The following is a 22,957-nucleotide window of genomic DNA, read 5'->3' on the forward strand; positions in this document are numbered from 1 at the left end:
AGTTCCCACAGCTGTTCGGGGGAGCCGACGCCGCCGGGGAAACGGCAGGCCATCCCGATGATCGCGATCGGTTCGTCGGTGTGGGCGGCTGCCGGGACCCCGGTGACGTCCGCGTCCGCCGGGCCCACGACCTGCGACCGGAGGAACTCCACCAGCGCGGCCGGGTTCGGGTGATCGAACACCAGCGTGCTCGGCAAGGCCAGGCCGGTCGCCCCCACCAGCCGCTTTCTCAGTTCCACCGCGGTCAGCGAGTCGAACCCCATCTCGCGGAAGGCGCGCCGCTCGGAGACCGCCTCGGCTGAGGCGTGCCGCAGCACGGCCGCCACCTCGGCGCGTACCAGCTCCAGCAGACTGCGCCGCTGCTCCTTCTCGGTGAGCTGCCGCAGCCGCGTGACGAACTCGGGGTCGCCGGAGGTCGCTGTCCTGTTCGTGCTCGCGAGCTGTGCCCGGACCTCCGGGAGGTCGCTGAACAGGTGGCTGGGCCGGGCCGAGGTGAAGATGGGATAGAACCGGTCCCAGTCGACGTCCGCGACCGTCACCACCGCGTCCGCGCCGCTGACGGCCCGGCTCAGCTCTCTGATGGCGAGGCCGGGCGGCAGCAGGGCCAGCCCGCGTCTGACCAGGTAGTCGGCCATGGTGTCCGCCGTGGTGTCGGTGTCGCCCACGGCCAGGCCGGCTTCGGCCCACGCACCCCAGGCCACCGACGTGGCGGCGAGACCTCGCGCACGCCGGTGCTCGGCCAGCGCGTCGAGGTAGGCGTTGGCGGCCGCGTAAGCGCCCTGCCCCGCGCTGCCCCACATCCCGGCTATCGAAGAGAACAGTACGAAGAAGTCGAGTTCTCCGAGCAGGGCGTCCAGGTTGGCGGCACCGGCCACCTTCGCCGTCATCACTTCGGCGAACTCGGCGGCGTCCGCCTGCTCAAGGGGCGCGACGGCCTGGCCCACGCCGGCCACGTGAACGACCCCGGTGAGCGGGTGCTCGGCCGGGATCGCGGCCAGCACGCCGGCCAGCGCCTCGCGATCGGCCACGTCGCAGGCGACGATGCTCGCCTGGGCGCCCAGTGCGAGCAGTTCGTCCCGCAGCTCGGCCGCGCCCGGGGCGTCCATGCCGCGCCGGCTGGTCAGCACGAGATGCGCGGCGCCACCACGCGCCAGCCACCGCGCGGTGGCCGCGCCGAGGGCGCCCGTCCCACCGGTGACAAGCACGGTCCCGCCGGTCGCGCCTGCCGAGCCGACCGGATCGGGAGTGACCGGACGACGCCGCAGCCGCCGGCCGAACACACCCGACGCCCGCACCGCCACCTGGTCCTCGCCGTCCAGGCCCGCCAGCACGCTCGCCAGGCCCGCCGCGGTACGCCCGGCGACGATTTCGGGCAGGTCGACCAGGCCGCCCCACCGCTTCGGGTGCTCCAAGGCGGCCACGCGGCCCATGCCCCACACCTGCGCCTGGACCGGGCTCGCCACCCTGTCCCCGGGAGCGGCGGACACGGCGCCGCGGGTGAGACACCACAGCGGCGCGTCGATCTCCGCGTCACCGAGCGCCTGCAGGAGCGCGACCGTGAGCGCGAAACCGCCCGGCACCGCGCCACCGTCCGCGACCGGCGCTTCCGCCGACGCGAGCATCGACACCACGCCGGAGATCTCGCCCAGCTCACGGAGCCGGGCGGCGAGCGACGCGCGGTCGTCCGTCCCTTCCAGCAGGAGCCGCTCCACCTGTGCCCCGTGGCCGTCCAGCGCGGCGACCACGTCGCCGTCCACGATCCCGGCCGCGGTCACCACCAGCCAGGTGCCCGCCAGTACGGCGAGCGGAGGCGTACGGCGGGGCTTCCACTCGACCAGGTAGCGCCAGGAGTCGAGCGTCGACGCCTCCCCCCGGCTCCGCCGCCACGACGACAAGGCCGGGAGCAGGGTGTCCAGCGAGGAGGAGTGCTCGTTACCCAGGCCAAGGATCGCGGCCACGTCTCCGGCGTCGCCGCGCTCGACCGCGTCCCAGAGCCGCGCGTCCGCCGGATCGGCGACGGCGTCGTTCGCGGCGGGCACCGGCTCCGGCCAGAACAACTCATGCTGGAACGGGTACGTCGGCAGGTCCACCCGACGGGCCTCGGGAAGCAGGGCCGGCCAGTCGACGTGCACGCCGTTCACGTGCAGTTCGGCCAGCGCGGTCATGAGGGCGGTGCTCTCGTCGCGGTCGCCGCGCAGCACGGGAAGCAGCAGCGCGTCCGCCTCGTCGGGCAGGGAGTCCAGGGCCATCGCGGTCAGCACGCCGTCGGGGCCGAGCTCCAGGAACGCGGTCATGCCCGCCCGATGCAGCTCCCGTACGCCGTCGCGGAACCGGACCGCCTCCCGCACGTGCCGCACCCAGTAGGCCGGTGAGCACAGTTCGTCGGTGGCGAATTCGCCGGTCACGTTGGAGATGACCGGGATCCGCGGGGGTTGGTAGGCGACCGTCTCGGCGACCGCCTGGAACTCCGCGAGCATCGGCTCCATCAGCGGTGAATGGAACGCGTGCGACACCCGCAGCCGCTTGGTCCTGCGCTCCCGGGCGGCCCACTCCGCGGCGACCTCCAGCACCGCGGGCTCGGCTCCGGCGATCACCACCGACGCCGGGCCGTTGACCGCCGCGATGGACACCTCGTCCTCGCGCCCGGCCAGCGACTCCAGGACCTCCTCCTCGGCGGCCTGGATCGCGACCATCGCGCCGCCGGCCGGGAGCGCCTGCATCAACCGGCCCCGCGCGGCCACCAGCGCGCAGGCGTCCTCCAGCGTCAACACGCCTGCGACGTGCGCCGCGACGAGTTCCCCGATCGAGTGCCCCGCCAGCGCGTCCGGGCGCACGCCCCACGACTCCACCAGCCGGTACAGCGCGACTTCCAGGGCGAACAGCGCCGGCTGCGTGTACGCCGTACGGTCGAGCAGCTCGGCGTCGGAGAACAACGCCTCCCGCAGCGGACGGTCCAGATGGGGGTCCAGCGCCGCGAGCACACCGTCTAGGGCCTCGGCGAACACCGGGAACCGCTCGTAGGTCTCCAGGCCCATGCCCACTCGCTGAGCGCCCTGGCCGGTGAAGAGGAACGCCGTCTTCTGGTCGTCCTTGGCCCGGCCGCGTACGACTCCCGGTGCCGTCTGGCCGGTGGCCAGTGCCCGCAACCCGGCCAATACCCCGGCACGGTCCTCGGCCGGCACCGCGGCCCGGTGCTCGAACGGGGAACGGGTGGTCGCCAGCGAGAACGCCACGTCGGCCAGATCCGCCTCGGGACGGTCTTCCAGGTGGGCCAGCAGCCGCGCGGCCTGCTCCCGGACCGCCTGCTCGGTCCTGCCCGAGACCGGCAGCGGCAGGCCCGCCATCGGCGGCGTCCGCTCGACGGTGTCCTGCTCGGTGTCCTGCTCGATGATCAGGTGGGCGTTAGTGCCGCTGAAGCCGAACGACGACACGGCGGCCCGGCGGGGGTGCCCGGTCTCCGGCCACTCCCGCGCCTGGGTCAGCAGTTCCACCGCGCCCGAGGACCAGTCCACGTGCGTGGACGGCGTGTCAACGTGCAGGGTCTTGGGCACGATGCCGTACCGCATGGCCATGATCATCTTGATCACGCCCGCGACACCCGCCGCCGCCTGCGTGTGGCCGATGTTCGACTTGATCGACCCGAGCAGCAGCGGCCCTTCCGGCCGGTCCCGGCCGTAGGTGGCCAGCAGCGCCTGCGCCTCGATCGGATCCCCCAGGGTGGTCCCGGTCCCGTGCCCCTCCACCACGTCCACCTCGGACGGGGAAAGCCGCGCTCCGGCCAGGGCCTGGCGGATCACCCGCCGCTGGGAGGGGCCGTTCGGCGCGGTCAGCCCGTTGGAGGCGCCGTCCTGGTTGATCGCCGATCCGCGCACCACGGCGAGCACCTGGTGACCGTTGCGCCGGGCGTCCGACAGGCGCTCCAGCACCAGCACCCCGACGCCTTCGGCCCAGCTCACCCCGTCCGCGCGGTCCGCGAACGATTTGCACCGCCCGTCCGGGGACAGCCCCCGCTGCCGGGAGAACTCCACGAACGCCCCGGGCGTGGCCATCACGGTCACACCGCCGGCCAGCGCGAGCGTACATTCACCCGAGAGCAGCGCCTGCGTCGCCAGATGCACCGCGACCAGCGAGGACGAGCAGGCGGTGTCGACCGTCACGGCCGGGCCCTCCAGGCCCAGGGTGTAGGACACCCGTCCGGAGACGACGCTCGCGGCGGTTCCGGTGCCCCGGTAGCCCTCGAACTCCTCCGCGCCGAGCATGCCGCTGTAGTCGGTGTACATCACCCCGGCGAACACGCCCGTCCGGCTGCCCCGCAGCGTGACCGGGTCGATTCCGGCCCGCTCGACCGCTTCCCACGAGGTCTCCAGCAGCAGTCGCTGCTGCGGGTCCGTCGCCATGGCCTCCCGCGGGCTCATCCCGAAGAAGTCCGCGTCGAACTCCGCCGCGTCGTGCAGGAAACCGCCCTGTCTGGTGTACGAGCCGCCCGGGTGGTCGGCGTCCGGATGGTAGAGCCCGGCCAGGTCCCAGCCACGATTGGCCGGGAATTCCGTGATCGCGTCACGACCCTCGGCCACCAGCCGCCACAGGTCCTCCGGCGAGGCGACGCCGCCCGGGTAGCGGCAGCTCATCCCGACGATCACGATCGGGTCGTCGGCGACCGGCGTGACGGCGGCGGGCACGGCCACGTCGTGCTGCTCGCCCAGCACCTCGTCCAGCAGGAACTCCGCCAGTACGGCGGGCGTGGGATGGTCGAACACCAGGGTGGCCGGCAGGCGCAACCCGGTCGTCGTGCTCAGCCGGTTGCGCAGTTCGACCGCGGTGAGGCTGTCGAAGCCCAGTTCGCGGAACTCCCGCCGGATGTCCACCAGGCCCGGCGAGGTGTGCCCCAGCACCAGCGCCACCTCGGCCCGTACCAGGTCCACCAGGACCCTGACCCGATCGGCGCGCTCCATTCCCGCCAGGCGGCGGACCAGTGCGCTGCCGGACACCGACGCCGCCGACCGGCGTGGTGCTCGTACCAGCCCGCGGAGCAGGTGCGGCACCTCGCCCTGGGTCCGCAGCGCGGCCAGGTCGATCCGGACCGGGGCCACGACCGGCTCCCCTGCGCGGAGGGCCGCGTCGAACAGCGCGACGCCCTCTTCCGGAGTGAGCGCGGACACCCCGGCGCGGGTCATCCGCCGTGCGTGGACGTCGTCCAGTGCGCCGGTCATCCCGGTGTCCTGGGCCCAGGGACCCCACGCGAGCGACAGCGCGGGCAGTCCCTCGGCCCGCCGGTGCTGGGTCAGCGCGTCGAGGAACGCGTTGGCCGCCGCGTAGTTGCCCTGGCCGGAAGCTCCCATGGTGCCGGCCACCGACGAGAACAGCACGAACGCGGCCAGGTCCAGATCGCGGGTGAGCTCGTGCAGGTGCCAGGCCGCGTCCACCTTGGGCCGCAGCACCGCGTCCAGACGCTCCGGAGACAACGACGGGATCGTCCCGTCGTCCAGCACACCGGCAGTGTGGATGATCCCGGTCAGCGGGTGCTCGGGGTCCACCCGCGCCAGCAGCGCCGCCGCCTGGTCGCGGTCGGCCACGTCGCAGGCGGCGATCGTGACGTCGGCGCCCTGGGCGATCAGGTCGGCCCGCAACTCGGCCGCGCCGGGTGCGTCCAGGCCCCGGCGGCCGGCCAGCAGCAGATGCCGTACCCCGCGCTCGGCCACCAGATGCCGCGCGAACAACGCCCCCAGGCCACCGGTGCCGCCGGTGATCAACACCGTCCCTTCCGGGTCCCAGCCACCGCCGTCCTGGGCATCGTCGGCCGTCACCCGCGTCAGGCGGGGCACCCGCACCTCGCCGTGGCGTATCGCCACCTGCGGTTCCCCCGACGCCAGCACCCCGGCCACCGTCCCGGCCAGGACCCCGGGCAACGCCGACATCGCGGACGCCTCGTCCACGTCTACCAGCACGAAGCGGCCGGGATTCTCCGACTGCGCGGCACGGACCAGACCCCACACCGTCGCAGCCGCCAGGTCGGTGAGCGAGTCCTCTTCGCGCGCCACCACCGCACCCCGGGTGAGCATCACCAGGCGGGAGTCGCCGCATCGCTCATCGGCCAGCCACCTCTGCAGCAGATTCAGGACGTGGGCGCCCAACTCGTGCGCCGACTCCACCACCCCGGACGCCGGATCCGAGACCACCTCGGTCAGCACCGCGCCCGGGAGCGGACCCGCCTCCACCAGCGACGCCAGGTCTGTGTGAATCCGCACGAGATCCCCGCCGGGCCGCCAGGCCGCGAGCGTGCCCAAAGCTCCCACGCCCAGCACCACCACCGCGCCGGTCTCGGCGTCGGCACGCTGCGGCGACACCGTCCACTCCAGGGCGAACAGCGGGTCCCGCCCACTCCCGTCGGGCAGGTCATCGGCTGAGAACGGGCGCAGCACCAGTGACCTCGCCGACAGCACCGGCTCCCCGGCGGCGTCCACCGCGCTCACCGAGACCGCGTCGTCGCCCGCCTTGGCCAGCCGCACGCGCAGCACCGACGCGCCGGCCGCGTGCAGGCACACTCCGCCCCAGGAGAACGGCAACCGGGCAGGCTGCGCGTCCGCCAGCCCGGCGAACGACATGGCGTGCAACGCCGCGTCCAGCAGCGCCGGATGGACCCCGAACAGGCCCGCGTTCGACGCCGCCTGCTCGTCCAGGGCGACCTCGGCGAACACCTCACCGCTCGCACCCCGCCAGGCCGCCCGCAAGCCCTGGAACACCGGTCCGTAATGGAACCCGCTCTCGGCCAGCCGCTCGTAGGCCCCCTCGACGTCGATCGCCGACGCCCCCGGGGGCGGCCACACCGCCATGTCCGCGATGCCGGGCTCCTCTTGAGCGGTACTGGCCAGCACGCCAACCGCGTGCCGTACCCAGCCGTCGTGATCGTCGCCCTCGTCCTGCCTGGCGTGAATGCTCAGGTCACGTCGGCCCTGCCCGTCCGCGGGCCCCACCCGCACCTGAACCGCGACCGCGTCCCGCTCACCCAGCACCAGCGGCGCGGTCAAGGTCAGCTCCTGCACCAGATCGCAGCCGACCTGGTCACCCGCCCGCATGGCCAGCTCCAGGAATCCGGTGCCGGGGAACACCACCGTCCCGCCCACCGCGTGGTCGGCCAGCCACGAATGCGACCCCAGTGACAACCTTCCGGTCAGCAGCGCCTCATCGGAGTCCGCCAACCCCACAGAGGCCCCCAGCAGGGGATGCCGGGCGGCTGTCAGGCCAAGCCCGCGGGCATCCCCGGCCCCGGTGGGGCTCGCCCAGTACCGCTGCCGCTGGAAGGCATACGTCGGCAGGTCGACCCGGAGCCCGCCCGAAATCACCGCCTGCCAGTCCACCGCCACCCCACGCACATGCAGGGCGGCCAGGGCCGACATGACCGCGAGCTCCTCGTCGCGGTCCCTGCGGAGCACCGACGCCGCCACCGCATCCGGGTCGGCGTCGGCGGCCATGGTGCTCAGGACCGCGTCGGGGCCGAGCTCCAGATAGGCCCGCACACCCTGCGCGTGCAGCGTGCGGACGCCGTCGTCGAAGCGGACCGTGCCACGCACCTGGTCCACCCAGTAATCCGGCGAGCACAACTGCTCGGCCGTGGCCTGGTCTCCGGTCAGGGTGGACACGATCGGGATTCGCGGCGGGTTGTAGGTGAGCGTCCCGGCCAGGGCGCGGAAGTCCGCCAGCATCGGGTCCATCAACGGCGAATGGAACGCGTGCGACACCCGCAGCCGCCGCGTCCTGATCCCCTGGGATTCCAGCGCGGCGGCCACCTCAAGCACCGCCTCCTCGACACCGGAGAGCACCAGCGAGGCAGGACCGTTCACCGCCGCGACCGACACCTGGTCTTCGCGCCCGGCCAGCAGGCCGGCGACCGCATCCTCGGACGCCTGCACCGCCACCATCGCCCCGCCGGACGGCAACGCCTGCATCAACCGCGCCCGGGCCGCCACCAACGCACACGCATCCCGAAGCGACAACACCCCGGCCACATGCGCCGCCGTGATCTCCCCGATCGAATGCCCGGCCAGCACATCCGGCCGCACACCCCACGAGAACACCAGCCGGAACAACGCCATCTCCAGCGCGAACAGCGCCGGCTGCGCCCACCCGGTCTGATCCAACAGCCCAGTTTGGTCGTCGAACAAAACCTCACGCAGCGACCCATCGAGCAGCGGATCCAGCTCGGCGATCACCTCATCCAGTGCCTGCGCGAACACCGGGAACCGGTCGTACAACTCCCGGCCCATCCCCGCCCGCTGGCTCCCCTGGCCGGTGAACAACATCGCGAGCTTGGCCTGCCTGCCATGGCCCTTGATCACTCCGGCGGCGGCACCGCCATCCGCCAGCGCCGTCAGACCCGCGCGCAACCCGGCACGATCGGCGGCCACAACGGCCGCCCGATGCTCGAAGGCCGACCGCGTCGTCGCCAGCGAAAAGGCCACATCGACGAGAGACATCTCGGGCGCACCGTCCAGGTACGCCAGCAGCCGGGCCGCCTGAGCGGACAGCGCTTCCCCCGTCCGACCCGACACCAGCACCGGCAGCACACGCATATCCGCCGTGGGCGCCGCCACCTCAGCCTGCGGCGCCTCCTCCACCACCACGTGCGCGTTGGTGCCGCTGACTCCGAACGAGGACACACCCGCCCGGCGCGGACGGCCGGTCTCCGGCCAGTCCCGTTGCCGGGTCAGCAGTTCGAGCACACCTGAGGCCCAGTCCACCCGTGACGACGGCGCGTCCGCGTGCAACGTCCTGGGGAGCACCCCATGCCGCATCGCCAGGACCATCTTGATGATCCCCGCCACACCGGCGGCCGCCTGCGTGTGACCGATGTTCGACTTGATCGACCCCAGCAACAACGGACGATCACGGTCCGTACCGAACGTGGAGATCAACGCCTCGGCTTCGATCGGGTCGCCCAGCGTCGTGCCCGTCCCGTGCGCCTCCACCACGTCGATGTCCGCCGTCGACAGCCGCCCGTTGGCCAGGGCGTCGCGAATCACCCGTTGCTGCGACGGCCCGTTCGGCGCGGTCAGACCGTTGGACGCCCCGTCCTGGTTCACGGCCGACCCGCGCACCACCGCGAGCACCTTGTGCCCGTTGCGCTGTGCGTCCGACAGGCGCTCCAGCACCAGCATGCCCACGCCCTCGGACCAGCCCGTGCCGTCGGCGCCGTCGCCGAACGCCTTGCATCGCCCATCGGGCGAGAGGCCGCCCTGGCGGTTGAACTCGACGAAGGTGCTGGGACTCGTCATGACGGTCACCCCGCCGACGAGCGCCAGGGTGCACTCGCCCGTACGCAGCGACTGAACGGCCCAGTGCAACGCGACCAGGGACGACGAGCAGGCCGTGTCCACCGTCACGGCCGGGCCGACCAGGCCGAGCGTGTACGAAACCCGGCCGGACAACACGCTGTTGGCCGTACCGGTGAGCCCGAAGGCGTCGATGTCGCGCGGCAGGCTCTCGCGGTAGTCGGACGACATCGCCCCGACGAACACCCCGGTCAGACTGCCTCGTAGCGCGATCGGGTCGATTCCGGCCCCCTCGACGGCCTCCCATGACGCTTCGAGCAGCAGCCGCTGCTGCGGATCCATGCCCAGCGCCTCGCGCGGCGAGATGCCGAAGAAGCCGGCGTCGAAGTCCGCCGCGTCATGGAGGAAACCACCGGACAACGACCCCGGCACGGCGTCGCCGTGCTGATCCCGGAGCCGGTCGAGGTCCCAGCCGCGATCGGCGGGCGGCTCGGATATCGGGTCACCGCCCTCGGCGAGCAGCCGCCACAGGTCCTCCGGCGAGGACACGCCTCCGGGGTACCGGCAGCTCATACCAACGATCGCGATCGGCTGCAGGTTCTGTTCTTCGAGGTCGTGGACGCGTTGCCGGGTGCGCCGGAGGTCGGCCGTCGCCCGCTTGAGGTATTCCCGGAGTTTCGCCTCATTGTCCATTTCAGCTCAACCCTTTTTCGACGGCCGGATCGCGGAGCCCAGTCTCAAACCCGGGCTCCCTGAAAATCACTAGAACCACACGGCCGGGGAGTCTGGGGAAAAGACCAGCGCGCGGACCATACGCTCGCGCAATGGCCGGTCAGCTCAACATCACAGCAGAACTGTCTGACTACGTTCGTACGGTGTCGCTACGGGAGGACGAGATCCTGCGCGCCCTGCGCGAGGAGACCGCCGCCCTGCCCGCGGGGAAGGCGATGCAGATCATGGCCGAGGAGGGGCAACTCCTGGAGCTGCTCGTCCGGCTCACCTCTGCCCGCACCGTGCTGGAGGTGGGCACCTTCACGGGCTACAGCACGCTCTGCCTGGCCCGCGCGGTCGCCCCCGGAGGCCGCGTCATCACCTGCGACATCACCGAGCGGTGGCCCCGCGTCGGAGTGCCCTACTGGCGCAGGGCCGGAGTGCTCGACCGGATCGACTCGCGGATCGGCGACGCGTCGGACACCCTTGCCACGCTGTTGTACGAGGAGGGGCCGGGCTCGGTCGACTTCGTGTTCATCGACGCCGACAAGCCCGGCTACCCCAAGTACTACGAGGCCGCTCTCGCGCTGGTGCGGGAGAACGGCCTGATCGTGGTGGACAACACGCTGTTCTTCGGCAAGGTCGCCGACCCGGCGGCGCAGGACGCGGACACCGAGGCGATTCGCGCGTTCAACGCCCTGCTGCTGGAGGACCGCCGGGTGGACGTCTCGCTGCTGCCGATGGCGGACGGCATCACCTTGGTGCGTAAGAGGGCGGAACTCCAGGGCCTTCTAGGGCCTGAGCACGTCGGAGAGCCGGTTCCCCGGCACTGACGTGAGGTTCGGCGCGATGAGGTTCATCGTGGTGGGCGGGGCCTGCGGCACGGGGACGAGATGCAGCCGTTGCAGGCCGCTGACGTCATCGGCGGGCAGGCTCGCCAGACACGGGCAGGTCTCGCCAGTGAACCCGCTGAACCGGTAGGCGATCTCCATCATCCGGTTGCGCTCGGTCCTGCGGAAGTCGGCCACCAGGTGCGCGCCGGCCTGCGCGGCCTGATCGGTCAGCCAGCGCAGGATCACCGAGCCCGCGCCGAAGGACACGACCCGGCAGGAGGTGGCCAGCAGCTTCAGGTGCCACACGTCGGCCCCCGTCTCCACCAGCACGACCCCGACCGCGCCGTGCGGCCCGAACCGGTCGCTCATCGAGGTGACCAGGACTCGGTTCCTGTGATCGTCGAGCAGCCCGGCCAGCGTCTCCCGCGAATAGTGCACGCCGGTCGCGTTCATCTGGCTGGTGCGCAGGGTCAGCTCCTCGACGCGGTCGAGGTGCTCCACGGTCGCGTGCTCGATGCGCATCTCCAGGTCGAGGGAGCGGATGAACTCTTCGTCCGGACCGGTGAAGTCGGCCTGCGCGGCCTCCCGCCGGAAACCGGCCTGGTACATCTCTCTGCGGCGCCGGGCATCCTGGGTCACCGTTTCCGGGTTGAACTCCGGCAGCTCGGCCAGCCCGGCGACCTCGTCGGCGGAGTAGCACCGTACGGCGGGAAGGTGGAATGCCACCTCGGCCTGCTCGGCGGCCTGGTCGTCCACGAACGCCATCGTGCCGTGGGCGAACCGTAGTTCCTCGGCGATGCTCCGGATCGAGCCGGACTTGGGCGACCAGCCGATGTGCGGCAGCACGAAATACTCCGCGACGCCCAGCTCCTCAAGCTTCGCCCAGGCATGGTCGTGGTCGTTCTTGCTCGCGATGGACTGCAGGATGCCGCGGGAATCCAGGAGCTGGATGAGCTCGCGTACGCCGGGGTATAGGCGTACCTCGCCGTCCTCCAGCAACGTGCCCTGCCACAGCGTGTTGTCCAGATCCCATACCAGGCATTTCACCGTCACGGTCGTGTCGGCCACGTGTTTCTCCTCGTCTCCTTCAGGTCGTCTGCTTCAGATCGCCTGGGCGACAGCGTGCTGGGCGAGAATGATCTGACAGATCTCGGTGCTGCCCTCGATGAGCTCCATGAGCTTGGCGTCCCGGTAGGCCCGCGCCACGACGTGGCCGTCCTGCGCCCCCGCCGAGGCCAGCACCTGCACGGCCGCCGCCGCACCGCGTGCGGCCTCGGTCGAGCTGACGTACTTGGCCAGGACCGTGGCGATCACCATCTCCGGCGATCTCGCGTCCCAGCACCGGCTCGCGTGCTCGCAGACCCGCGTCGCCACCTGTTCCGCCGCCACGAGCTCGGCCAGGTGCCGGGCCACGAGCTGGTGCTCGGCCAGCGGCCGGCCGAACTGCCGGCGGCCGCCCGCGTGCGCGCCCGCGGCGGAAAGGCACGCACGCAGGATCCCGGCACAACCCCAGGCGACCGAGATCCGGCCGTACGCCAGAGCCGTGGTGACCAGCAGCGGGAGCGACTGCCCGCCGCCGCCCAGCACGGCGCTCGCGGGCAGCCGTACCGCGTCGAGGACGACCTCGGCGTGCCCGGCGGCTCGGCAGCCGCTCGGGTTGGGCACCGGCCGTATGGTGACCCCCGGTGCGCCGGCGGGCACCAGGACGACGCCGCCGCCGTCCCCGTACCGTCCGAAGACGGCGATCAGGTCGGCGTAGCGGGCCACCGTGATCCACGACTTGCGTCCTTCGACCACCACCGTGTCGCCGTCGGAGCGGATCTCGGTCGCCATCGCGGTCACGTCACTGCCGGCATCGGGCTCGCTGAACGCGACCGCGGCCAGCTCGCCGCCGGTCAGCCTGGGCAGGTACTCCTGCCGCTGGCGGGCGTCGCCGAGCCGCTGGATCGTCCACGCCGCCATTCCCTGTGACGTCATCACGCTCCGCAGCGAACTGCAGAGGCTGCCCACATGGGCGGTGAAGGCGCCGTTGTCCAGGCTGCCCGCGCCGATGCCGCCGTGTTCGACCGGCACCTCGGCGCAGAGCAGACCCTGCTTGCCGAGGGTTCTGAGCGTCTCCACGGGGAGGACGCCTGCCAGGTCCCAGGCCGCGGCCTGGTCGCCGACCAGCCGCGTGACCCGTTCTTCGGCGTCGGCGCGCCAGTCAGGCATGGTCGGTCACCGGCGCGTCACGCAGCCGGCACACCAGCGAGGTCATCCGCTCGACGGTGCGGAAGTTGTCGAGCTTCAGGTCCTCCCCGACGATGGCGACGCCGAACTCCTGCTCCAGGTGGACGACCAGCTCCATGGCGAACATGGAGTTGACGAGCCCGGAGGCGAACAGATCCTTGTCGACGACGATGTTGGTCTTGATCCGCTCTTCGAGGAACTCCCGGATCCGCTGCTGGATCGTCTCTTCTGATCCCGTGGTCACGACAGCACCTTCTCGTAATCGTAGAAACCCTTGCCGGACTTGCGTCCGAGGTGTCCTGCGGCCACCTTCTCCCGCAGCAGTTCGCAGGGCTGGTGGCTCGTTTCGCCCGTTCGCTCCCACAGGGTCGACAGCGCGTCGACCAGGTTGTCCAGTCCGATGAGGTCGGCCGTGCGCAGTGGCCCGGTGGGATGCCCGAGGCAGCCTCGCATGAGGTCGTCGACCGACTCGGCGGTGGCCACGCCGGCCTCGACTATCCGTGCGGCCTCGTTGATCATGGGGTGGAGCAGCCTGCTCGTGACGAACCCCGGGGCGTCCCGGACGACGATCCCGCGGCGTCCCATCCGCGCCAGCAGCCCGGTGACCGCGGCCATGGTCTCGTCGCTGGTCCGCGCGCTCCTGATCACCTCCACCATCGTGATCAGGTAGGCCGGATTCATGAAATGGATGCCGACCAGTTCGTCGGGGCGGCTGACGAACCTCTCCAGCTCCCCTATCGGGATGCCCGAGGTGTTGGAGACGATCGGGGTGCCGGCCGCGACCAGGCTCGACGCCTCTCCCAGCACCTTCGCCTTGATCTCGGTGTCCTCGGTGACCGCCTCGACGACCGCGGTGGCCCTGGCGACGGCCGGGAGTTCCACGGTCGTCGTCAGAGCGGCCGGGCCCTGCGCCGGCACCGCGCCCATCAGCCGCGCGTGCCGGAGCTGGGCGTCGACGCGACGCCGGGCGGCGTCGAGCCTGTCCTCCGACACGTCGACGAGCACCACGGGTATGCCGTGGCCGATCGCCAGGGCCGTGATCCCGGTGCCCATCACGCCTGCGCCCAGCACTCCCAGCGGGGCTCCTGCCGCGTCACTCATCTCGGTTCACTCATCTCGGCTCACCAGCTCGAGGCGAGGATGAGATCTCCCAACTCCCGCTCACGCGAGACGTTCAGGAGATCGGCCTCCACCATCATGTGGATGAGCTGCTCGAAGGAGACGGTCGGCTCCCAGCCGAGTTCGTCCCTGGCCCGGCTGGGGTCGGCGCAGAGGGTCTCCACCTCGGCGGGACGTACGAGCCCCGGGTCGATGACGACGTGGTCCCGCCAGTTCAGCCCGACGTACTCGAAAGCCATCCGTACGGCGTCGTACACCGAGTGCGTGCGACCGGTGCCCACGACGTAGTCGGTCGGCTCGTCCTGCTGCAGCATGAGGTGCATCGCGCGGACATAGTCACCGGCGAATCCCCAGTCACGGACCGCATCGAGGTTTCCGAGGTACAGCTTGTCCTGGAAGCCGAGTTTGATCTGGGCGACGGCCAGCGAAATCTTCCGCGTCACGAATTCCGCGCCGCGGCGGGGCGACTCGTGGTTGAACAGAATGCCGGAGACGCCGTACATGTTGAACGACTCACGGTAGTTGCGGGTGATGAAATGGCCGTAGGTCTTCGCCACCCCGTAGGGGCTACGCGGGTGGAAGTTCGTCATCTCGTGTTGCGGACTCTCCACGACCTTGCCGAACATCTCCGAAGACGACGCCTGGTAGAAGCGGATCTGACCGGTGCTGCTGCGGGACTTGTCCAGCCCGCACACCAGGCGGATCGCCTCCAGCGTCCGGAGCACGCCCATGCCGTTGACGTCGGTGGTCAACTCGGCCTGCTGCCACGACATGGGGACGAAGGAGATGGCCGCGAGGTTGTACACCTCGTCGGGCTGCACCTTGTCCACCGCCGCGACCAGGCTCCCCTGGTCCAGCAGGTCGCCGTTGACGAACGACACATCGCTGACGAGGCGGCTGATGCGGGACTTGCGGGGGTTGGCCTGCCCTCTGATCAGTCCCCAGACCTGGTATCCCAGGGACAGCAGATGCTCAGCCAGATAGGAGCCGTCCTGACCGGTGATACCGGTGATCAGCGCGCGCCTGGACATGCACTTTCCTTTCGCCCGGAGCCGGCGGGAAGCCGTGACGGCTACCCGTCGACCCAGCTGTGTGTCTGCGCGAGGCCGACGAGACATTCGCGGACGCCCAGAATCTGCTGCGCGGTCATCGTCGGTACGGCCGCGAGCACGGCTTCCGTGATTTCGCGCGTGAACTCCTTGACGGACAGCACGTCGCAGAAACCGGCGTCGTTCGCCTGACGATCGGGGGTGGCGACGACCGGTCCTGGTGACACCATCGCCGCGATCGTCGCAGGTGTCGGTGTGGGCGTCGGCGCCGGTGTGAGTTTCGGTGTGGGGCTCGGCAGCGGGGGCGGGACCAGGGTGACTTTCGGTGCGCTGGGCCGGTCCAGGACGCGGACATGTGAGGCCTTCAGACCTTTTCCACCGCTCTCGACCATGAATTCAACCTGCGCGTCGACCGAGATGAGACGCTTGTCGCTGTCCAGGTCGTTGACGTGCATGAAAACGTCTTCACCGCCTTCGTCCGGGGCGATGAAACCGAAACCGCGGAATTCGTCGAAGCTGATTACCTTGCCCCTTGCCATGACCACACCTCACGAGAACCACGCCCCCCGGAATGGGGAGCCCTGCCAGGAGAACCACCCGTCACGACCACCCGGGATCGGACCGCCGATGATATGACCACATTGGCTCCCGCTCGTTTCGGGAACCGACCACGCCTACTCGGCTATTTTGGTCCGCTGGGACCACTGGAACACCGGGAGATTCTCCCCGTCGATCTCCACGAACTCGCCGTTGTGCACGAAGTGCTCATACCCCGAGCCGAGGAGAATCTTCACCTTCTCGTAACCATCGTCCGACGGTCGAACGTGGCCGTATTTGAACTCCGGTCCACCGTCGAGCACGATTCTTGTACTGGTCACGATGACACCTCCCTAACATGGCAGGCCGATGGAGAGAATGTGATCGGGATCGGCGCCTTTCCCCATGGAAATCGGCCCGATCCATCCGGTCGGGTGCCGCCGGAATCGCCGCACCAGAATGATGAATACCGCGAGGAGATCCGATCAAGCCATCGGATCTATGGCCTGGCCGCCTGGACCTATTTCACGAACTCGGGCAGCACCCGGGGCGGCCAGGAGCCGAGCCGGAAAATGCCCATGGAGTAGGCCTTGGAGACCAGGGCCGGGCGGTTGCTGGCCTTCAACTTCCGCAGCAGCGTCGTCACGTGGTATTCCACACCGCCGCGGCTGAGGTAGAGCATCGACGCGAGCTGCACGGTCGACACTCCCGCCGCCACCCCTTCGATGACGCGTGCTTCCATGTTGCTCAGCAGCTTCTTCCGGCCGATCAGCAGGTCGTCCCGCTGCTCCCGGTCGGGCCGCACCAGCACCATGACACTCTCGACGTAGCCGGCCTCTCCGTGCAGCGCGAGGCCGGTCAGCTCACCGCCAAGCACCGTGTGGTCCGGCCGTACGGCGAGTACGCGCTCTTCGAATCGGGCGCGGTGGTGATCTGTCAGACGGGTGAACTGCTGCCCCATCTTGTCGCGGACGCTCGGATGCAGCAGTTCGCAGAACGCCCGTCCGCGGATGTCCGCCAGGGAACGCCCGAACTGCCGAGTGAATTCGAGATTGGCCTCGATTACTCTGGTCGCGTGGTCGAGACTCGCCACGCATATCCCGGGCTGGTCGAGGAATGAACGATACTGGCCTAGACTGTCATTGACTTCTTGACCAACCGGGAGGAAACCCGGTTCCTCATCAATGAGGGCGGCTCCGATATCAATGCTCATCTGATGACCACTCTCCTCTGGTGACAGACGATGCTCTGTTAAGCTTCGGAGCAACGATCGAATGATCTATTAGCATGATATTAACCCACCCGAAACCAAGTCAACGCAGATGCGGCATAAACGGTAAAAGACTGTGGTATGCAGGACGGTAGGTTCGGAGCTTGCGGTTCGGTCGTTCGGTCGTGTTCGGTACCGAACTCCCGCTGGTCATGAGGGTTCGCGTCCGCACCACGAAGAAGCGAAGCCGGAGCAGGCCGGCAGGCATTAAGAAATGAAGTATCGCGTCGGCGAACGGCGACGCCCGTCAGCACCGGGGCGGTTCCGCGGCAGCCCCGCCGCGGCAAAAAAGATAAAGGCGCGCGACCTTTGCGCGGCCTATTCGCCGGTGTTCCGCGCGCTCAACTCTTCGATGAGCGCCGCCCGGCCACTCACCCCGAGCTTGCGATAGGTGCTCGTCAGACTTTTTTCGACGGCGCGGCGGGTCACGCCGAGAGAATCGGCGATCTGCTGGTTCGTCCAACCCTGCAGCACGAAGGCGACGACCGTTTCCTCGGTCCTGGTGAGATCACCGCGTTCCGGCGCGCCCAGTCGCAGCGCCGGGCCGTTCAGTTCCGAGTCCTCATCGCCCTCGGCCCAGGAAACGCCCCGTTCCTGGGCGACCCGCCTGCCCTCGGAGATGAACTCCTCCGCGCTGCCGGAACCGGTTTCGGCAAGCCTTCTGCCGAGGAGCGTGAGCGTTCGGGACAGTTCGATCCGATCCTCCGAACCGCGAAGCGTGTCGACGGCCCGGCGAAGGAGATCGATCCCCTCCGCACCGGGGGTGATCATGCCGCGCAGCCGCAGCGCGCGGCCGTATGTGGCGGGTGCGCCCCAGGCCCGGGCCAAGGCATGCTCCTCGTCGGCCAACTCGGCCGCGACCCGCGTGTACCCGAGCCGGTGACTCACCGCCGCGGCCCACACCCGCCAGGGGTACAGCGCCGTGTTCGTCCATCCGCAGCGCGACAGCTGCTTGCCACTGTCGAGGAACCTGTCCAGCGCGGCAGGCAGATCACCGCGCACCGCGTCCAGCATCCCCCGCACCATGCGGTGCGCGACGAGCACGCGCAGGTCGCCGCTCTCCGGACTCGTCAGGATCACTCGCTCGCCCAGCTCGACGTCCCGTGTCTCGAGCGCGACCATGGCGAGCGTCCAGAGGGACAGCGTCGTCGCCTCCGGCCAGGCCGGGTCGGCGTTGTCGAGCACGCTCAGCGCGGCGGTCTTCGCCTGGGCCGGCTGTCCTGACGCGCGCAGGACCGCGCTCCGCTCCGCGTTGACCAGCGCGGTGACTCCATCGAGTGCCTGGCACTGAGCCTGGTCCCGCACCGCGTCCAGCCACTGGGCCACCGGTGCCGCCGCGTCGGCGAGGACAAGGGCCGGGACCAGCAGGGGGAAGGCGGTGTAGGCGTGCCCGGCGCGCGGCGGCTCGCGCTCCAGGATCCGGGTGACCAGGGCGGAGATCTCACCGGCCGTGACCCCGCCGGTCACGGCCGCCGCGTACGCGAGCACGGCCAGCAGTTCGCGCCCCGCACCGGTGGAGACCGGCACATCCGCGCCGAACCCCCGCAACCGGTCGGCCGCCGCGCCGAGCTGCGCGGGGTCCTGGAGGCGGAGGTAGCGGGTACGGGCTTCCAGCCGCAGGCCGAGATCGCCCCGGGCGTACGCCGATCCGAAGTCGTGGAGCCGGCCGGCCGTGTCCTGGACGAGCGCGTCCAGCGACGGGTTGACCGCGCCGAGCGCGGGCGGGATCCACAGCGCCGCCGCCGCGCGTTCCGTCGCCGAGGTGAGCATCGGCACGGCCTGCGCGATGTGGGTGACCGAGGACGCGAGGTCGAATCCCCGCTCGGCGGCGGCCAGGTCGACCAGGCGCCGGCCCCGGATCTCGCTGTCGGGCGGGCTGTGCAGCAGCGCGTGCCGGAGATAACGGACCGCCTCCCGCGCGCAGCCGCGTTCGAGCGCGGTACCGGCGGCCGCGCGCAGCGTGTCGATCTCCCACGGCTCGTACCCGGAGGTGACCAGCAGGAGCTGGTCGGCGACCTGCTCGGCCGGGTGCCCGGCGTTGTGCAGCAGGGCCGCCGCCCGGCGGTGCATCAGGGTTCGCGTGTTGACGCTCATCGCCGATTCGATGCCGTGCCGCACGCTCTGGTGGACGAACTGCGGGGAGTCACCGGGAGCGAGCAGGCCGAGGCGATCCAGGGTCTGCATCGCGGACTTGTAGTCGATGCTGTCCAGGCCGGCGAGCTCGCTGATGAGCTCCGGCTCGGCCAGGTCGCCGAACACCACCATCGCCTGGGCGAGATCCCGGACGATCTCGGGCTGGATGCTGAGGCAGAACATGCGCCGGTCGTGCAGGTAGGGCTGGCCGGCGGCGGGCAGCTCGCCGGCCTGCGACGCGACCGGGTGGACGCCGGCCGTGCGCAACCCGCGAAGCATCGCGACCAGTAACGCGGGATTGCCACCGGACACCTGGTGACAGGCTCGGGCGAAGTCGGGGTCGCACGGCTCCCCGAGCTCCTCGCCGATCAACTGGCGCACTCCCCCGGTGGACAGCGGCATCGGGTACAGCGTGCGCGCCGCCGAGGCGGCGATGTCCCTGAGCAGCATCTGGTCGGAGGCCGCGCATTCCTCCGACCACGCTCCGGCGACCAGAACCCGCGCGCCGCCCAGACGTTTGGCGAGGTAGGCCAGCCAGCGCAGGGACGGCGGGTCCGCCCACTGGAGGTCGTCGACCATGATCAGCAGGGCTTGGTCCTTGCTCAGATTGACCAGGAGCGAGTTCAGACCCTGCAGGATCGCCTCCTGCCCGAGCGAGCGGTAGGAGCCGGCGGACCACGACCCGCCGAAGAACATCTCCCGCACCATGCCCGCCGCGCCCCCGAAGCAGGCTGCCCAGAGGGCCTCCGGCGCGCCGGCCACGAGCGGCTCGAACAACTGCTGGGCGATGCCGAAGGTGAAGTCCTGTTCGACGAGCGTGCCGCTGGCGCGTAGGACCCGCGCGTGCGGGGCGGCCGCGTCGGCGACGGAGCGCAGCAGCGCCGACTTGCCGACGCCGGGCGAACCGATGATCGCCATCATGGATCCGTCACCCGCCACGGCAAGGCGGAGCGCCTGTTCCGCCCGCGCCAACTCCTTTCCGCGTTCCAGCAGCATGGAATCAGTCACCCACGTTCCGCGTCGCCGGGATCGGGGCCAGTCGCGAGGCGAGCTCGTTACGGCTGGTGATGGCGAGCTTGCGGTAGATCCCGGTCAGCCGCAGCTCCACGGTTCGCACGCTCACCGACAGGATGCTCGCGATGTTGGCGTTGGAGCGGCCAGTGGCGGCAAGGACGGCGACTCGTTCCTCCTGGGCGGTCAGCAGGTGCTGCGGCGTCTGTTTCGGTGTCGGCGATCTTTCCGCGACAGCCGTCTCGGCCCGGTCCCGGCTCGCCATGGTGAGTCCGCCGAGCGGCGTGGGGATCTTCCTCGCGGCCTCCAGCAGGCTCAGTGCCCGCGCGTAGGAGCCGCGCGACACCGAGTCCCGCAGCACCCGTACGGCGTGTTCGAGTTCGCTCATGGCCTCGGCACCGCTCAGCACGCGCGACGCGCACAGATGCGCCAACCCCAGCGCGCTGGGGGCGCCCCATTCCCGCGCCCGCTCGACGGCCTCCACCGCCAGCCGCCTGGCGGCCTCGCCGTTCCCGCAGGCGCTGTGCGCCGCGGCGGCCACCGATCGCCAGGACAGCACCGCGGGATTGGTCCAGCCCCTGGACAACAGGACCCGCCCGCACTCGTTGATGTCGCGCAGCGCGGCCTCCGGATCGGCCAGCTCCATGTGCACACTGGCCCGCGCGTACAGCAGCATCGCCCAGGCCGCGCCCTGGTCCGCCCCCGCGGGCAGCTCCTGAGCGAGCGCTTGCTTTGCTTCCTCGACCGACTGACCCGCCAGGTGCAAGCGTGCCTCCATCGAGACGAAGTACGGAACCACTCGCGGGTGCCACGAGGTGAGCGGCAGTTCCGCCCGCGCCGCCGCCAGGTCCGACCACGCCTGCCCGAGGTTGCCCCGCCGCATCTCGCATCGGCTGCGCTGGATCAGCGCCAGCGCGGCCGGTGCCCGCGCGCCACAGCGCCGGGCGTCGGCCAGCACCTCGTCCAGCCCGATCACCGCCTCGGCCACCTCGTCGGCCAGGCACAGCGCCTTGGCGGCGTGAATCCTCGGCCCGAACGGCTGGTCCTCGCCCTTGAGCCGGAAGGCCGCCCTGGCCAGTTCCCGCGCCCGGGACATGTGCCGGCCGCGGGCGGCCAGCATCCAGGCCGCGACGCCCGCCGGCACGGGGTCTCCCGACCGGTCAAGCGGGTCGGGGAAGGACCGCACGGGCAGCACCGGGTCGGTGGCGCACTCGTTCTCCGCCAGCCAGCCGATGGCCGCCAGCGACCCGGCGTCCGCCCCACCGGCCTCCTGCCGCGCGTAAGCCGTCGCGACAGCGCGGTACGCGGCGGACGCGTCGCCCCTGGAGTTGAGCAGATCGGCCGCCTGCAGGAGCACCGAGACCGGCACCTCGGGCCCGCTGTTCAGCAGCACCTGCTGTAATCGCCGGTCACTCGTCGCCGGGCTGCGGCCCACCTCCGTCATGGCGAGCTCGATGAGCAGCCGCTGCCGCTGCTCACCCTCCACCGGCTCCCGCAGCGCGCGGCCGAGCAGGACGGCGGCACTCTCGTGATCATCATCGAGACGATACCGCCTGGCCACCCGGCGCAACAGGTTCGTTACCCATCCGGCACCTACCGGCGGAGCGTTGAGCAGCAACCGGGCCAGCAGGTCCTCCGCAATCACCGCCCGGTACCCGAGCTCGACGGAGCGCGTCGCCAGCGCCTGCCGCTCCCCGGCGTCCATCCCCGCCAGCGCCAGGTCGGCGATGAGGGGGCTGACCGGCCGCGGGTGCTCTCCGCCGGTCACCAGACCCAGGCGCAGGAGGAAGGACAGCGCCTGCTCAGGAGACATCGTCCGCGGTTCCGCCAGGGAGGTGAGCAGGTCGAAGCCGAGGCCGCCCTCGCAGACCGCTATCACGCGCAGCAGCGCGAGAGCGTCCGCGGGCAGGCGGGAGAGGGACCCCGCCACCCGGTCGCCGCTCACCTCGGCGGCCCGCTCCAACAGAACCTGGACATGTCGCGCGACGGGCGACAGGGAGGCCAGCGCGAAATGGTCGAGTACGGCGAGCAGGACCGCCGGGCTGCCCGCCGTGGCCTCGGTGGCGGCGGTCACGAATGCTCCGTCGACGGGCCCGGCGTACCGGGAGGCGATCACCTGCCGGACCCCGCGCTCGGACAGCGGCGGCACCTGGATGACGCTGTGGGGCACCGGTCCTGGCTCGGTGGCCGATCCGGCTGCGCCGCCTTCCGCGGGCGTGCCGGCCTGCACCAGGAGGATCGGAACGTAGCGCAGCCGTTGTGCCATGGCGGCCAGCCACGCCTTCGATTCCTCGTCCGCCCACTGGGCGTCGTCCAGGGCGATCAGCAGCGGATGCTTCCTGGCGAGCGCCGCGAACGCCCCGCACAGCGCCGGGATCAAGGTCGCGGTCGTCTGGTCTTCCGCCCATAATCGCCGCGAGACGGCCGGATATCCGGCGCCGGCCAGCCCAGCGGTGATCTGCGAGACCACGCCGAAGCGAAGATCGGTCTCAGCGGGCGAGCAGCGGGCGAGGACGGCCGGCAATCCCGCTTCCCTGGCGCGTGCGACAGCGGCCCTGAGCAGGGCGCTCCTTCCCGTACCCGGCTCGCCGAGCACGGTCACCAGGCTGGACTGTCCGAGCTGGAGCTCGGACAGCTGCCTGTCCAGCCGATGGATCTGGCCTTCCCGCTCGGCCAGGAACTCCGGTGCGGTGTCGGAAAGTTCGGTTACGACCGCGCCGCCGCCGCGGACAGGCAGAAACATCGTGCCCCACGGCTCGGCCGGTCCGGTTGTGACCCCGATTCGGACTGTATGTCCAC

General features: G+C 70.8%; 12 protein-coding genes (1 of these 12 running past the window's edge). 1 reads left to right on the plus strand and 11 read right to left on the minus strand.

What is annotated here, in order from left to right; all coding sequences use genetic code 11:
* A protein-coding gene (locus KIP79_RS09210; protein ID WP_214104281.1) for a type I polyketide synthase crosses the window boundary here: on the minus strand, window positions 1-9,959 show its 5' portion. Its footprint begins 18,046 nt before the window's first position; the window shows 9,959 of its 28,005 coding nt (coding positions 1-9,959); it begins with the start codon at window positions 9,957-9,959; its stop codon lies off the left edge, out of view.
* 131 nt (window positions 9,960-10,090) lie between these two features.
* Here KIP79_RS09210 and KIP79_RS09215 point away from each other — a divergent pair, with 131 nt between their 5' ends.
* The gene (locus KIP79_RS09215) at window positions 10,091-10,810 is read left to right on the plus strand and encodes an O-methyltransferase (RefSeq protein ID WP_214104282.1); all 720 of its coding nucleotides are present in this window, start codon (window positions 10,091-10,093) and stop codon (window positions 10,808-10,810) included.
* On the opposite strand, the gene KIP79_RS09220 is transcribed toward KIP79_RS09215, so the two are convergent.
* From KIP79_RS09220 to KIP79_RS09265, 10 genes are all read right to left on the minus strand, one after another.
* The gene (locus KIP79_RS09220; RefSeq protein ID WP_214104283.1) at window positions 10,769-11,878 is read right to left on the minus strand and encodes an HAD-IIIC family phosphatase; all 1,110 of its coding nucleotides are present in this window, start codon (window positions 11,876-11,878) and stop codon (window positions 10,769-10,771) included. The genes KIP79_RS09215 and KIP79_RS09220 overlap by 42 nt on opposite strands.
* A 33-nt stretch (window positions 11,879-11,911) precedes the next feature.
* Window positions 11,912-13,021: an acyl-CoA dehydrogenase family protein gene (locus KIP79_RS09225; protein ID WP_214104284.1), complete on the minus strand. Its 1,110-nt coding sequence runs from the start codon at window positions 13,019-13,021 to the stop codon at window positions 11,912-11,914.
* On the minus strand, window positions 13,014-13,283 hold the full coding sequence (locus tag KIP79_RS48200; RefSeq protein ID WP_214104285.1) for an acyl carrier protein: 270 nt from the start codon (window positions 13,281-13,283) through the stop codon (window positions 13,014-13,016). Before KIP79_RS48200 ends, KIP79_RS09225 begins: the two co-directional genes overlap by 8 nt.
* Complete coding sequence (locus KIP79_RS09235; RefSeq protein WP_214104286.1) at window positions 13,280-14,140, minus strand: 3-hydroxyacyl-CoA dehydrogenase family protein; 861 nt, start codon at window positions 14,138-14,140, stop codon at window positions 13,280-13,282. Before KIP79_RS09235 ends, KIP79_RS48200 begins: the two co-directional genes overlap by 4 nt.
* A gap of 20 nt (window positions 14,141-14,160) precedes the next feature.
* Window positions 14,161-15,189 carry a GDP-mannose 4,6-dehydratase gene (locus KIP79_RS09240; protein WP_214104287.1) on the minus strand — a complete coding sequence of 343 codons (1,029 nt, stop codon included), beginning with the start codon at window positions 15,187-15,189 and terminating at the stop codon, window positions 14,161-14,163.
* A gap of 41 nt (window positions 15,190-15,230) precedes the next feature.
* The gene (locus KIP79_RS09245) at window positions 15,231-15,746 is read right to left on the minus strand and encodes a cold-shock protein (protein WP_214104288.1); all 516 of its coding nucleotides are present in this window, start codon (window positions 15,744-15,746) and stop codon (window positions 15,231-15,233) included.
* A 135-nt stretch (window positions 15,747-15,881) separates the two neighbouring features.
* Window positions 15,882-16,085 (minus strand): DUF5988 family protein, encoded by a 204-nt coding sequence (locus KIP79_RS09250; protein ID WP_214104289.1) that lies wholly within the window; start codon window positions 16,083-16,085, stop codon window positions 15,882-15,884.
* A gap of 179 nt (window positions 16,086-16,264) precedes the next feature.
* The gene (locus tag KIP79_RS09255) at window positions 16,265-16,957 is read right to left on the minus strand and encodes a LuxR C-terminal-related transcriptional regulator (protein WP_214104290.1); all 693 of its coding nucleotides are present in this window, start codon (window positions 16,955-16,957) and stop codon (window positions 16,265-16,267) included.
* Between the two features lie 375 nt (window positions 16,958-17,332).
* Window positions 17,333-20,155, minus strand: coding sequence for an ATP-binding protein (locus KIP79_RS09260; protein ID WP_214104291.1), 2,823 nt, complete (start codon window positions 20,153-20,155; stop codon window positions 17,333-17,335).
* On the minus strand, window positions 20,148-22,901 hold the full coding sequence (locus tag KIP79_RS09265; RefSeq protein WP_214104292.1) for an AAA family ATPase: 2,754 nt from the start codon (window positions 22,899-22,901) through the stop codon (window positions 20,148-20,150). The genes KIP79_RS09260 and KIP79_RS09265 overlap by 8 nt, the downstream gene beginning before the upstream one ends.
* Window positions 22,902-22,957: the final 56 nt, after the last annotated feature.

The sequence above is a fragment of the Acrocarpospora catenulata genome (genome assembly GCF_018476525.1).
Classification (GTDB): Bacteria; Actinomycetota; Actinomycetes; order Streptosporangiales; family Streptosporangiaceae; genus Acrocarpospora; species Acrocarpospora catenulata.

Coding starts and splice junctions, on each gene's coding strand:
- KIP79_RS09225 (WP_214104284.1), bottom strand. CDS start 13,021: ATGCCTGACTGGCGCGCCGACGCCGAAGAACGGGTCACGCGGCTGGTC.
- KIP79_RS09255 (WP_214104290.1), bottom strand. CDS start 16,957: ATGAGCATTGATATCGGAGCCGCCCTCATTGATGAGGAACCGGGTTTC.
- KIP79_RS09265 (WP_214104292.1), bottom strand. CDS start 22,901: ATGTTTCTGCCTGTCCGCGGCGGCGGCGCGGTCGTAACCGAACTTTCC.
- KIP79_RS09245 (WP_214104288.1), bottom strand. CDS start 15,746: ATGGCAAGGGGCAAGGTAATCAGCTTCGACGAATTCCGCGGTTTCGGT.
- KIP79_RS09235 (WP_214104286.1), bottom strand. CDS start 14,140: ATGAGTGACGCGGCAGGAGCCCCGCTGGGAGTGCTGGGCGCAGGCGTG.
- KIP79_RS09215 (WP_214104282.1), top strand. CDS start 10,091: ATGGCCGGTCAGCTCAACATCACAGCAGAACTGTCTGACTACGTTCGT.
- KIP79_RS09240 (WP_214104287.1), bottom strand. CDS start 15,189: ATGTCCAGGCGCGCGCTGATCACCGGTATCACCGGTCAGGACGGCTCC.